The sequence below is a fragment of the Hymenobacter amundsenii genome (assembly GCF_002204745.1).
Classification (GTDB): domain Bacteria; phylum Bacteroidota; class Bacteroidia; order Cytophagales; family Hymenobacteraceae; genus Hymenobacter; species Hymenobacter amundsenii.
The window spans coordinates 38320-50776 of record NZ_NIRR01000001.1 but is presented as its reverse complement, the minus strand read 5'-3'; the positions used below and the strand labels follow the sequence as shown (position 1 = coordinate 50776).

The 12457-nt window shown below is 61.4% G+C and carries 10 protein-coding genes; 7 read left to right on the top strand and 3 right to left on the bottom strand.

All coding sequences use genetic code 11. From position 1 onward, the window contains the following. Positions 1–96 precede the first annotated feature (96 nt). The 6 genes from CDA63_RS00205 to CDA63_RS00180 all read left to right on the top strand — a co-directional run bounded on the left by CDA63_RS00205 (position 97) and on the right by CDA63_RS00180 (position 6531). Complete coding sequence (locus tag CDA63_RS00205; RefSeq protein WP_088462436.1) at positions 97–1455, top strand: tetratricopeptide repeat protein; 1359 nt, start codon at positions 97–99, stop codon at positions 1453–1455. 76 nt (positions 1456–1531) lie between these two features. Then, on the top strand, positions 1532–2197 hold the full coding sequence (locus CDA63_RS00200) for a HupE/UreJ family protein (protein ID WP_088462435.1): 666 nt from the start codon (positions 1532–1534) through the stop codon (positions 2195–2197). A gap of 90 nt (positions 2198–2287) precedes the next feature. Further along, the gene (locus CDA63_RS00195; protein WP_088462434.1) at positions 2288–2674 is read left to right on the top strand and encodes a hypothetical protein; all 387 of its coding nucleotides are present in this window, start codon (positions 2288–2290) and stop codon (positions 2672–2674) included. 119 nt (positions 2675–2793) lie between these two features. Continuing rightward, entirely contained in the window at positions 2794–5094 is a 2301-nt protein-coding gene (locus CDA63_RS00190; protein ID WP_088462433.1) for a TonB-dependent receptor, read from the top strand. A 134-nt stretch (positions 5095–5228) separates the two neighbouring features. After that, entirely contained in the window at positions 5229–5438 is a 210-nt protein-coding gene (locus tag CDA63_RS00185; RefSeq protein ID WP_088462432.1) for a hypothetical protein, read from the top strand. A gap of 220 nt (positions 5439–5658) precedes the next feature. After that, a complete protein-coding gene (locus CDA63_RS00180; protein WP_165768129.1) occupies positions 5659–6531 on the top strand; it encodes a murein L,D-transpeptidase catalytic domain family protein in 873 nt (290 codons plus the stop codon). Between the two features lie 189 nt (positions 6532–6720). On the opposite strand, the gene CDA63_RS21510 is transcribed toward CDA63_RS00180, so the two are convergent. Then, positions 6721–9087, bottom strand: a complete 2367-nt coding sequence (locus CDA63_RS21510; protein ID WP_088462430.1) for an alpha-amylase family glycosyl hydrolase — start codon at positions 9085–9087, stop codon at positions 6721–6723. A 395-nt stretch (positions 9088–9482) separates the two neighbouring features. Between CDA63_RS21510 and CDA63_RS00170 the strand changes: the two genes are divergently transcribed. Further along, entirely contained in the window at positions 9483–10217 is a 735-nt protein-coding gene (locus CDA63_RS00170) for a murein L,D-transpeptidase catalytic domain family protein (protein ID WP_242434500.1), read from the top strand. A 90-nt stretch (positions 10218–10307) separates the two neighbouring features. On the opposite strand, the gene CDA63_RS00165 is transcribed toward CDA63_RS00170, so the two are convergent. Both CDA63_RS00165 and CDA63_RS00160 read right to left on the bottom strand, forming a co-directional pair. Then, positions 10308–11375, bottom strand: a complete 1068-nt coding sequence (locus tag CDA63_RS00165) for an Ldh family oxidoreductase (protein ID WP_088462428.1) — start codon at positions 11373–11375, stop codon at positions 10308–10310. Between the two features lie 121 nt (positions 11376–11496). Beyond that, positions 11497–12432 (bottom strand): Ppx/GppA phosphatase family protein, encoded by a 936-nt coding sequence (locus CDA63_RS00160; protein WP_088462427.1) that lies wholly within the window; start codon positions 12430–12432, stop codon positions 11497–11499. Positions 12433–12457 lie beyond the last annotated feature (25 nt).

The following is a 12457-nucleotide window of genomic DNA, read 5'->3' as shown; positions in this document are numbered from 1 at the left end:
GCCGGTTGATGACGGGTTGATAGCCGGGCCCTGGGTGAGTTCGGCTATCTTGCCAATGACGAAGAAGGGAACTGGCTTCGCGGTCAGTTCCCTTTCTTGCTCTACCTCACCTTCAACCAACTCAATCTCGTGAGAAAATACATCTACTCTCTGCTCATCGTGCTGTTTGTAGCAGCTGGTGCGGCCATTTTCCTGACCCAGAAGCCCGACCCGGTTCCGCAGCTGCGGGAGCGGCACGGCGACTTAGCGGCTGGTGGTGAATGGCTGAACACCAAAGCCGCCATTCAGGGGCTGCTAGCCCAGTTACGGGCCAAGCCCGGCGACAACAAAAGCAAGGTGCTGCTGGCCCAGGCTTACATGCAGGAAGCCCGCGTAACTGGCAACCACCCCTACTACGACACAGCAGCCATGCAGCTGCTCGATGAAGCCCTGCGCGATGACCGTGACAATTTTGAGGCCCTGTGCTGCAAGGCCTCGCTAAGCCTGACCCAGCACCATTTTTCGGAAGGACTGGCCGTGGCCGAGCACGCGGTGGCGGTGAACTCGAACAACGCTTTCGTGTACGGCTTGCTCTGCGATGCCAACGTGGAGCTGGGCCGTTACCCGGAAGCCATCAAAATGGCTGATAAAATGAATCAGGTGCGCCCCGATTTGCGCTCCTATTCGCGGGTATCGTACCTGCGTGAAATCCATGGCGACCTGCCCGGGGCTATTGAGGCCATGCAGATGGCCGTGCAGGCCGGCTACATTGGCCTGGAGCAGACTGAGTGGGCACGCGTAACGCTGGGCCACCTCTACGAAACCACCGGCGACCTGAAAAACGCCGAAGAAGCCTACCGCTATGCCCTGAAGGTCCGGCCGCACTACGCCTACGCCCTCGCGGGTTTGGGCCGGGTGGAGCAGGCCCGCCAGAATTACCCGGAGGCCATCAAGTACTTGGAACAGGCCCGCAGCACGGTGAAGGATTACGCCTTCGCCGATGAGCTGGCTGACCTCTATCACCAGAACAATCAGCCCTTTAAATCGAAGAAAATGGCCCGCGAGGCCATTGACATGCTTTCTGCTGCTGCTGATGAAGCCGAAAACAACGAGGCTATGGGCCACTACGCTGACCGGGAGCTGGCTTACGCCTACCTCAAAACCGGGGAGCTGGACAATGCCCTCAAGCACGCAAAAATTGAATACGACCGGCGTCCGGACAACATCGACGTAAATGAAACCATGGCATGGGTTCATTATAAGCGTGGCGAGTTTCCGGAAGCTGCTACCTATATGAAAGCGGCCCGCCGCACCAATTCTAAAAGCCCCGTGCTGCTGTGCCGGGCCGGGCTGATTGCCTCCCGCAACGGACAGTCTGCCGAGGGGCAAGCCCTCATTAAAGAGGCGTTGGCCATTAATCCTTATCTCTCAGTCGACCTCGCCGACGAAGGCCGTAAGCTGCTGGCTGTCCGGTAGAGACGCCATACCTTGGCCGTTAGCATAACCAGTTTAGCTTTTGCGCCTCCTGAAATCACCTCTCCTTACGCCCCTGATGCGCTCTGCTCGTCCGTTTCGTGTGTTGCTGGCTGTGGCCGGGCTGCTGTTGCTGCCGGGGTTAGCTGCCGCGCACGTTATCGATGCTGACCTGAGCAAGCTTTCACGAACCGACGTTTTTTTTACCTACCTCAAACTCGGCTACACCCACATCCTGCCCCTGGGCCTCGACCACGTGCTGTTCGTGCTGAGTCTGTACCTGCTGGAACCACGCCTGAAGCCGGTGTTGTGGCAGGCCACGGCCTTCACAGTGGCGCACTCGATTACTTTGGGGCTGGCCATGTATGGTGTGGTATCGCCGCCGACTAGTTTGGTAGAACCGCTCATTGCCCTCTCCATTCTGTTTGTGGCCATCGAGAATATTGTGGTGGCCAAGATTAACCCGTGGCGGATTGTGGTGGTGTTCGGCTTCGGACTGCTCCACGGCCTGGGCTTTGCCGGAGCCCTGACTAGCCTGGGCTTGCCGCGCAACATGTTCGTAGAGTCGTTGGTGGCTTTCAATGTGGGCGTCGAGCTGGGCCAGATTTCGGTAATTCTGCTGGCTTGGCTGCTCATCGGCCGCTGGGCGGCCGACAAGCCCTGGTATAAGCGCCGGGTGCTGGTGCCAGCCTCCGTAGCCATCGGCCTGATGGCCGCCTACTGGACGTTCGAACGGCTGAGTTGAGCCAGTAGGACGAAAAAAGAATTCTCATGCCAAGCGAAGGCGAAGCACCTCTAATACTTTGCTGCCCTTAGCTATACACTGACCCTTAAAATGCTCCGCCACCTGCTCCTTCTGCTGCTCTTGCTGCCCTATCTGGGAGGGTTGGGTGCGGGCCTAGTTGGGCGGCCGGAGCCAGTGGGGCCATCGGCGGCGCATCCGTATGTGCACAGCGCCGCCTGCCAGCACGAGAATTACTTGCGCCTCGACTGCTTCGACACCTGTAATGGCGACCAGTCGGCGGTACAGGCGCAACCCGAACATAGCACGCCAGCCCAGTTGCTAGCGTCGTTCAAGAGCATCGATTTGCACTGCCTACCCGAAGTGCCCCGTCTGCAAGCGCGGCACTTTCCGCATTATTTTACGTACCACCCGGCCGCCGCGCCGCGGGTGCCCGTCGGCATCCGGCCAGTAGTTAAGCAGCCGCCCCGTCGCGGATAAGTTGTAGCAGAGCCCATAAAGAGCTCTGGAGGTCGCGCCACGAGCGTGGGCCGCTGTCAATTTATCTTCTGACTCAGACGTGCTGCCAGTAGGCAGCGCGTCGCCTCGTGGCTGCACATATGCGCCTTTTTTATTGGATTGCGACCAGCATTATGCTGGCCGCGTGTGGGTTTGGGCTCGAAGCCCAGGCCCAGAACACCGCTGTGTTGCGTGGCACCGTGGCCGATTCACTCTCGGGCCAGCCCCTGCCGGGTGTGAGCGTAGGCTTGGAAGGCCAGTCCGGCGGCACGGCCACCGATGCGCTGGGGAATTTCCGGCTCGGCGGCATTGCGGCCGGCACCTACACGCTGCGGGTAAGTGCGCTGGGCTACCGGGGCCAGACACTGCCGCTGACCCTGGCCGCGGGCGAAAACCGCGCTGTGGCCCTAGCCTTGCCCACAATGGCACTCAATCTGAGCGAGGTGACCGTGAACCAGCCCCGCGACCCCAACCAGAGCCTGGCCGCCATTAGCCATATCGATAAGCTACTGCGGCCCGTGAACTCGGCCCAGGACCTGCTGCGACTGGTGCCGGGCCTGTTTATTGCCCAGCATGCGGGCGGCGGCAAGGCCGAGCAGATTTTCCTGCGCGGCTTCGACGTGGACCACGGCACTGACTTCGCCGTGAGCATCGACGGGCTGCCGGTGAACATGGTGAGCCACGGCCACGGCCAGGGCTACGCCGACTTCCACTTCGTTATCCCCGAAACGGTGGAGCAGCTGAAAGTATATAAAGGCCCGTACACGGCCCGATTCGGCGACTTTGCCACGGCCGGCGCGGGCGAGTTCCTCACCAAAACCCGGCTTGATGCCAGCCAGGTGAAGATGGAAGTAGGTCAGTTCGATACCTACCGCGGGTTGGTGATGCTGGATTTGCTGGGTAACGACAAGCGCCACCTGTTTTCCAAGAAGTCGGAAAGCGCCTACGTGGCGGCCGAGTACCTGTACACCAACGCCTACTTCGACCAGCCCCAGAGCTTCAAGCGCTTCAACGGACTGGCCAAGTACACCGGCCTGCTCACCGACCGAACCTCGCTTACGCTGTTGGGCTCGCACTTCACTTCCAACTGGAACGCCAGCGGCCAGATTCCTGAGCGGGGCGTGGAGCAGGGTATTATTTCCCGCTTTGGCAGCATCGACCCCAGCGAGGGCGGCCGCACCAACCGCACCAACGCCTCGGCTATCCTGACCACGGCTCTGCCTGGCGACGCTGTGCTGCGCCAACAGGCGTACTACTCGCGCTACAACTTCGGGCTGTACTCCAACTTCACTTTTTTCCTCAACAATCCCGAAAACGGCGACGAAATCTATCAGACTGACCACCGCGACATTGTCGGCTACACCGGCACCTACGACCGCGACACCCAGCTCGGCAGCCGCTCGCTGCACACCACCTTCGGGGTGGGCACGCGCATCGATGCCACCGACGTAACCCTGCTTAGCGCCGTGCGGCGCGTGGTGACCGATACCACCATTAGTGGGCGGGTGAACGAGCAGAACTTCAACGCCTACCTCGACGAAACCCTAACCCTGACTGAGCGTCTGACCCTGAACGCCGCCCTGCGGCTCGACGTGTTTCGCTTTCGCTACCGAGACCAGCGCGATGCTACGGATGCCGTGTCGGGGCGGGCCACGGCGGCGCGGGTGTCGCCCAAGCTCAACTTCTACTACCAGTTCAGCCTCAACGCTCAGCTGTTCGTGCGCTCGGGCTTCGGGTTTCACTCCAATGATGCGCGGGGCGTGGTGCGCGGCACCGCCGACGACAACGTGCTGCCCAGGGCCATCGGTTATGAGGCGGGCAGTACTTTCAAGCCCATGCCCAGCTTGGTGGTGAACGTGGCTGCCTGGGCCCTGCACCTGCAGGATGAGCTGGTGTACATCGGCGACGAGGGCATTACGGAGAGCACCGGGCCTACCCGCCGCTTTGGCCTCGACCTGGCCGCCCGCTACCAAGTCACCCCCCGCCTCTTTGCCGATCTGGACGTGAATTTCAACCGCGGCCGGCAGGTGGATGCCCCCGAAAGTGCCAACTTCATTCCACTGGCTCCCAGCTTGACCAGCGTGGCTGGCCTCACTTACAAAGCTCCCAAAGGTTTCAACACCAGCCTGCGCTACCGTTACATCGACGACCGGCCTGCCAACGACGAGGGCAGCATCACGGCTCAGGGTTATTTCCTGCTCGACGCCGTAGTCAACTACACCACCAAGCGTTTTCAGGTGGGGGCCACGGCCGAAAACCTGCTCAACGTAGAGTGGAACCAAGCCCAGTTTGCCACTGAAACTCGGCTGCGTTCCGAGCCGCTGGGCACTTCCGTGGATGAGCTGCACTTCACGCCGGGCACGCCGTTTTACGCCAAGCTCAACGTCAGCGTATTTTTCTAAGCTGCGGGCCGCCGTCGGAAACGGTAGTGCTCAGCTATATCCAATGGGGAGCCGCCGGGATGCGCCAACGCCCCATGTGTTGCGGCAACCGCACCGATAGGCTCCCCAATTTTTCACTTTCAACTTCCTAAACCATGTCTTTCTTCTCCCTTTCTACTTCTTCCGCTATCCAGGCCATAGTGCAGCAAACGCTGACCGCCAGTAGCATCGAGCCCGTCTTTGAATCCGGCGGACCACCCGTGCCACCCTTGGGGGCGCAACGCCGCAGCCAGGAATTTAAGGCCCAGTCCCATTGCCGCACCCATGCCCGCTCCACGCCCTACGCCTCCGGCAAGCGCTGGTAACCAAAAAATCTGCTTCCTAAGCCAGGAAGCAGATTTTTTGCTTTACCGACAACGACAACCGAAGCACTTTGCTTCGTGTCGCGGCGCTGAGCGGTTGACCCTACCTGACTCGGCCTGCGTCGGCGCCGAATCAGCCCGGCCACACCAACCATAATACGGCAGATTGTATTTGCATCCGGCGTCCTAAATGCGGATTTTGGCGACCATTCCGCCGTTGCCCATGTCTTTCCTGAAACTGTCTGCCCGTTCCTGCCGCCGTTATTCTTCACTTTTGGGGCTGGCCCTCGGGCTAAGCAGCGCATTATCGGGCTGCCAGTCGGCCGGGGGCGAAGTACCGGCGCGCTCCATCCCGTCTGTGCGGGCAGCCGCGGCTGATTCCGTTTTCCGGGCTGCCGCTACGCCCGCGGTGCCCGATTCGATGGCCCTCACGCCGGTGGCATCCCTGGAAAACGTGCCGACGCAACTGCACGCGGCCGTAGCGGAGCTGCACCGCCAGCTTGGCTCGGAGGCTGCCGCGCTGCGGCCCGAAGTATTGGAGCGGGCCTGCGTGGGCTACCTCAATCTGCGCCAAGCCGGTAAAATCAGTCGCCCCGGTGTGCTGGCTGTAGCCGATATGGATCTGCCTTCTTCTGAACCCCGCTTGTGGGTTCTCGATTTACGGGCGGGTACCGTGCTGCACCGCAGCCCGGTGGCTCACGGTCGCGGCTCGGGGCAGCTGCGGGCGCGGCACTTCTCCAACACCATCAAATCGGCCTGCACAGCTCTGGGCTTCTACCGCACCCAGGATACCTACCAGGGCAAACACGGCCTCTCGCGCCGCCTGCGCGGCCTCGATCCGGGCCAGAACGACAACGCCCTGCGCCGCTACGTGGTGCTCCACTCGGCCGATTACGTGAGCCGCGCCTACCTGCAACGTTACGGCCAAACCGGCAACAGTCGCGGCTGTCCCGCCCTGCCCCCCGACCAGTACCGCGCCATCATCAGCGCCGTGGGTGAGGGCGGCTGCCTCTACCTCAGCGGCCCCGGCCTCGAATCGAAGTGGCTCGATGCTGCCGGGGCCGCCCGGCAACTGGCGGCGCAGGGGTGGCGGTAGGAAGTTGAAACGCACTACATCGCCAAGTTTACGCCTGGCAACGGTACGCGAAGCTGGAGCTTCGCGCTACAAGCTCGCGGCCCCTTTTCTGCTGTAGATAGAGCGCCCATCCAGGGTACAATTATATTGAAAGAGCCCCGCCGGAATATTCCAACGGGGCTTTCTTTTGGCTTGAAAGAGTGGGGCAACTTACCGCACCACTACTTTCCGGCTGAGGTTCAGTTCCGGGACGCTGAGCTGGTACACGCCAGCGGGTAGGGCGCGGCCCAGATTCAGGCGCTGCTCGGTGGAGCCGGGGTAGAGGCGCACGCGCTGCTCGTGCACGAGGCGGCCGGTGAGGTCGAGCAGGCGCAGGGTGGCGGTCAGGTCGCGGGGCGTCTGGAGTACCACATCGATGCGCTCGGCGCTGGTAGGGTTGGGGTACACCAGCAGGTCGGTGCCGGTGGGCGCGGCCGTGGTGGTGGCCGTAACGGTGCTTTCGCGCAAAGCGGTGCTGGTGAGCACGGCCGGGGCGGTGTAGGTGGCTTTGATAAAGGCGCGCTGGGCGGGGTTGGCCGTGGAGGCGTTCTTGGCCCGCAGCGTGATCCAGCCGGTGGCCGTGGGCGAATAGGTGCCGGTTAGGTTGCCGGTGCCGGTTTTGCTACTCAGGATGCTGCCCGTGCTGCTCACCAACTCCATGGCCAGACTGCGCGTGGCATCGGTAGGGAAGAGGGTGTAAGTAATCGTCTTGCCCGAGGCCACGTAAATACGGCCCGCCGTGCGGTAGGCCACGGAAGCGGCTGGCAGTTGCCCGCCCTGCTTCAACGACGAAGCGTGCGAGTCGCCCAGATCATCGGCTAACTCCCACTCCTGGGTGGTGGCCAGGGCGGCGCGGTTATAGTTGGTGCCGATGCCCGTGGGGGCCCACACCGAGTAGCCGCGGCGGCCGCTGGCGGCCGTGCCGTTGCAGGGCGGCGTGTTGATGCTCACCGTCTGGGAGCCGCTCACCGTGACGGTGGCCGTGCCGTTAGCCCCGGAGTAGTCCTTGAGCACGGTGCCGGGCGCGAAATCGCAGGAAACGGTGCTGTTCTGCCAGGTCGTGAAGTTGTCGTTGATGCCGATGATGGCTTTGGTGCTGCGCTCAATCACGAGGTGGTCGGCAGCCTGCCAGCGCACTTTGTAAGCACCGTCCTTGAAATGCAGGTTCTGGTGGCACCAAATCAGGTTTTCGATGTCGGAACGCTGAGGTAGATCAACCGTACTGGTGGGCTGGTGCGAGAAGCGCTTGCCGGTGCTGCCAATGTTGAATAAATCCTCGAAGAAAATCTGGGGCGAGCCATCGACGGCCAGCGCGGCAGCGTAGGCGGCCGAAATGCGTGGGTCGGAGGGCTCGATGTGCGGGGCCAGTTCCGAGCCAGTGTTCCAGCCGGTGTAGTTGCCATCGGTTGAGAGCTGGGGCCGGAACGTGTCGTGGTTGTTCACGAAGGGTACCGTACGGTGCACATAGGTGCCGTTGATGTTGACCACCCGCGTGTTCTGCTGGGAGCCGGGTAGCGAGCCAAGGTCGTAGTTGCCGCCCCCGCTCACGATGCTGTACAGGGCATTACGCAGCGAAAAGTCGAAGGTGCCGGCCCGGTTTTGCACGTTGGCCACCCAGCCGTCCATCTGGCCGCTGCTGCCCACCCATTCGCCCACGGCGTACATGGTGGCCCCGCCGTTAGCCCAGCCGGCGTTGGTTTGCAGGTTGTAAAGGAAATCCTCGGAAGCGAAATCGGGGAAGTGCTTCACGGCGTCCATCCGCACGCCATCGAAGCCCTCCTGCTTCTTGTACCACACCAGCCAGTCGCGCACGTTGTTGCGCATGTAGTCGGCGGTTTGGGTGGGGTTGAAGGTGGCGTTGGAGCTCTGGCCGTAGGAGCCGTTGTAATAGCTCACGTCGGGTCCGAAGTACACCGCGTTCCAGTCGCCGGAGGTGGAGTTGTTGCCGGGGTTAGGATTGAAATTCTGCCAGTTCTTGGCGAAGCGGCCGTTGCGGGCCAAGTAATTGGCGGCCGTTTCGCTGGTGGCGGGCTTGGTGTAGCTCACGTACCGGAAGTTTTTATACTTGCTGGTCGAGCCATCCTCCCAGGCGGCCGGGTCGGGGCCGCCGGCCCCGGTCTGGGAGCCGGCCCCGTCGTTGTGGTTGAGCACGATGTCCTGGACCACCTCAATGCCGTTGGCGTGGAGTACGGCTACGGCCCGCAGCAGCTCATCCTTGTTGCCCAGGCGGGTAGCAGTGAAGCCCTTCTGGTACTTGTCGCCGAGGTCGTAGTTATCGAAGGGCGAGTAGCCGTTGCCCTGGTTGCCATTCTTGATGCTCGGCGGCAGCCAGACGGCATCAATGCCCATGGCTTTGAGGCGCGGGGCCAGCAGGGCAATGTAGTTAGCCCAACCGTTGGGGTAGTTGGTGTTCCAGTAGTCCCACCAGTAGCCCTGCAGGACTACTTTTTGGGCTTGGGCCGGGTGGCCAACCAGAACGAAAAGGGCAGCCGCGGCCAGGGTGAGCTTGCGCCACCACGAATTGGTACTTGTGTGCATGTGGGAATTGTGGGAATTGGTTGTGGAAAAATCAGCGGCGCGGGGTGCGCATGAAAGAGCAGAATTGGAGCATCTAAAATCGGGATATTTAATAGTAAAACACCAATGTTGTATTGCCGGATAGCGGTCTTCCTTTGGCCAATTACACTGGGCCGGGGAATCAATTAGGCAACGGCTATGTTTATGGTTTGTCGGGTCGGACTAATCTTTATTCAACCGTCATCGGAGCCGCTGCGTATACAGTCACTCAGGCGGGACGTGTGCGCGTGGCCCCTTTCTGCAACCGAAAAATAACTGTGTCGATGGAAAATAAAAGTGTAGTTAGCCGTCAGCGGCTGAAGCTAAAATCGCGTCGCATGGTCCGTCGGGTGCTACCTTTTGTGGCTGCCTTATTTATGGCCACGCCGTTAGCTGCTCCGGTAACGCCCTCCAAGGCTGCTGCGAGCGTAAAAACGCACGTTCCTTCGGTTGCTTTTACCAAAGCCCACATCTTCGATCAGAAGTTGCACGACCTCTACCGCGACTTGCAGGTGGAAAACCAGGGGCTGCGTTTCGAGGTATTTGAGAAGGCCATGACTGGTTACCTCAACCTCGAAAAAGATGGCAAAATCGGTGACAAAGAAATGTTGACGGTTGTCGACTTCGGTCTGCCCTCCACCGAAAAACGCCTTTGGGTGCTCGATCTGGAATCCAAGCAGGTGAAGTTCCACACGCTGGTAGCCCACGGCCACAACTCCGGCGAAAACATGGCGACCAATTTCTCTAACGAGAACGAGTCGAACATGAGCAGCCTGGGTTTCTATGTGACTGAGGGCGAGTATGTGGGTAAGCACGGCCGTTCGCTCAAGCTGGCTGGCCTCGATGAAGGTTACAACACCAACGCCCTCATGCGCTCCGTCGTGATGCACGGTGCCGATTACGTGAGTGAGGATTTTATCCGCCAGAATGGCCGCCTGGGCCGCAGCCTCGGCTGCCCTGCCCTACCCATGGACCAGAAAGACGCCATCATTGAATCTATCGGCGGCCAGACCACTATGTTCATCAATGGCCCCGATACCCGCTATTCTTCCAAGTATCTGAACGAGGAAGTAGCCATGAGCACGCTGCTCAATACCAACCAGATGATCTGATCCAGTTCGGTGCAGGAAGCTTGAATAACCAAAAGCGCCCCTCTATTCGGAGGGGCGCTTTTGGTTATGGTGCTAAATGAAAACGCTGGGCTATAACTGCACGCCCAACTTGCTGCCTAAACTTTCCAGGTCCTGCATTACCGGACCGAGCAGCGGAATACCTTCAATCAGCCGGATGGCAGCGGTGTCGCGCTCCGGGTCGCCGGGAATAAGGACTTGGTGGCCTTCCACTGCCTGGGCCGCCCGGAAAGTACTGATCCAGTTGTCCATGTGGGCTTTGAACTCGTCGGCGGGGCGGAATGCGTCGACGCGCATAGCCCCGAAGAAATGGCCCAGCCCCTGGCCCACGGGGTTGGCGGCAGGTTGCAGGAAGGCCACGAAAGGTGGCACCCAGGGGCCGTAATTGGCCCCGCTGAGCACAGCTGAGAATATATCAACCACCGCGCCCAACCCGTAGCCCTTGTGCGAGCCGGTAGCGCCGCCAAGTGGGAGCAGGGCCCCACCGTTTTTTACGGCGTTAGGATCTGTGGAGCCCGCCCCGGCCGCGTCCTGGGCCCAGCCTTCAGGGATGGGCTGCTGCTTGCGCTGGGCAATTTCAAGCTTGCCGTTGGCGGCAGTGGTAGTGGCCATGTCGAGCACGAAATCGGGCTGCTCGCCGGCGGGCACAGCCACGGCAATGGGGTTGGTGCCCAGCAGCCGTTCCAGCGAGTAGGTGGGCGCTACCAAGGGCGAGGCGTTGGTCATGGCGATACCGATCATGTCGTGGGCCAGTGCCTGCATGGCGTGGTAGCCGGCAATGCCGAAGTGGTTGGAGTTCTTCACCGATACCCAGCCCGTGCCCACCTGCCGGGCCTTGTCTAGCGCCACCCTCATGGCCCGCGGTCCTACCACCAGCCCCAGCCCCCCATCCCCGTCCACTACGGCCGTGCTGGGCGTTTCATACGTCACGCCCACCCGGGGCGTGACGTTGATGCGGCCGGCTTCCCAGAGGCGCACGTAGCCAATTAGCCGCGCCACGCCGTGCGAATCGATGCCCCGCAAATCGGCAGAGAGTAGCGTTTCGGTGGCCAGCGTCGCGTCCTCCTCGGGGCAGCCCATGGCGCGAAACACGTTTTCGGCGAAGGTAAAAAGCTGGGCGTAGGGGAGGGTGGTGGTCATGGGCTAACTGGGAGAGAGCAGGTAGGAGCGGGGCTTGCCCCCACCCGCCGCCAGAATGGAATCGGTGAAACGATGCGGGCGACGGGCGGGAGCAAGCCCCGCCCCTACACCATGATACGCCTTACAGCATTTCGGCCAGCAAGCCTTCTTTGAGGGCGTAGGCCGAGGTGCGAATGCGGGTAATGCCGGTCAACTCCAGTACGTACTCGATGAGGATGCCAGCCACTACCAGCATATCGGCGCGCATGGGCAGGATGCCGGGCAGGTTTTTTCGCTCTTCGTGGGGTAGCACCAATAGTTGGGCGTAGCTGCGGCGGAAGCTGGCTAGGTCCAGTTCGGTGCAGGGTGGCAGCTCGGCTTCGGAGCGTAGGCGGCCCAGCTGCATGTCGGCTAGGCTGTCGAAACTGCCCGACGCGCCCACCAGGCTTACGGGCCGGAACTCGGCCAGGGCGGCCGTGAGCGGGGCAAGCTTGGAAGCCAGATACTCCTTTTCCCAGGCCACGGCCTCGGCGGTAATGACGCCGCTGGGGTCCGGGAAAAACTGGTCGAGCAGACGCTGGGCGCCAATTTCGAAGCTGCGCTTCCAGAAAATAGTGGTGGCATTGGCAATGATGAACTCGACCGAGCCGCCGCCGATGTCCATGATCAGGTGGTGCTCGGAACCCAGCGGCACGGCCTGGCGCACGCCGGCGCAAATCAGCTCCGCCTCCCGGTCGCCACCAATAATTTCCACCTGAATACCCGACTGGTCGAAGATATCCTTGACCAGTTCGGGGCCGTTCTGGGCCACGCGCATGGCGCTGGTGGCCGTGGCCCGCACGTCCGTTACCTCGTGCAGCTCCATTTCTTCCCGAAACCCGGCCACCGCGTGCAAAGCCCGCTCGTAGGCAGCCTCGGCAATGCGGCCCGCGCTGATGCCGCCCTCGCCCAGCCGCACACCCACTTTGGTCCGCAACAGGGTGCGCGGCTGGGTCTGGCCAGCTGCGGGCAACTCCACAATCAGCAGGTGAAATGTGTTAGTGCCCATATCGATGAGGGCGAGGCGGCGGTGAGTCATTGGGTTGTTCTTTTTTTGTTATTCG

Bases quoted from the DNA above. Each gene is read 5' to 3' on its own strand.
- CDA63_RS00170 (WP_242434500.1), top strand. From the start codon at position 9,483: ATGGCCACGCCGTTAGCTGCTCCGGTAACGCCCTCCAAGGCTGCTGCG.
- CDA63_RS00200 (WP_088462435.1), top strand. From the start codon at position 1,532: ATGCGCTCTGCTCGTCCGTTTCGTGTGTTGCTGGCTGTGGCCGGGCTG.
- CDA63_RS00160 (WP_088462427.1), bottom strand. From the start codon at position 12,432: ATGACTCACCGCCGCCTCGCCCTCATCGATATGGGCACTAACACATTT.
- CDA63_RS00165 (WP_088462428.1), bottom strand. From the start codon at position 11,375: ATGACCACCACCCTCCCCTACGCCCAGCTTTTTACCTTCGCCGAAAAC.
- CDA63_RS00185 (WP_088462432.1), top strand. From the start codon at position 5,229: ATGTCTTTCTTCTCCCTTTCTACTTCTTCCGCTATCCAGGCCATAGTG.
- CDA63_RS00180 (WP_165768129.1), top strand. From the start codon at position 5,659: ATGTCTTTCCTGAAACTGTCTGCCCGTTCCTGCCGCCGTTATTCTTCA.
- CDA63_RS21510 (WP_088462430.1), bottom strand. From the start codon at position 9,087: ATGCACACAAGTACCAATTCGTGGTGGCGCAAGCTCACCCTGGCCGCG.
- CDA63_RS00195 (WP_088462434.1), top strand. From the start codon at position 2,288: ATGCTCCGCCACCTGCTCCTTCTGCTGCTCTTGCTGCCCTATCTGGGA.
- CDA63_RS00190 (WP_088462433.1), top strand. From the start codon at position 2,794: ATGCGCCTTTTTTATTGGATTGCGACCAGCATTATGCTGGCCGCGTGT.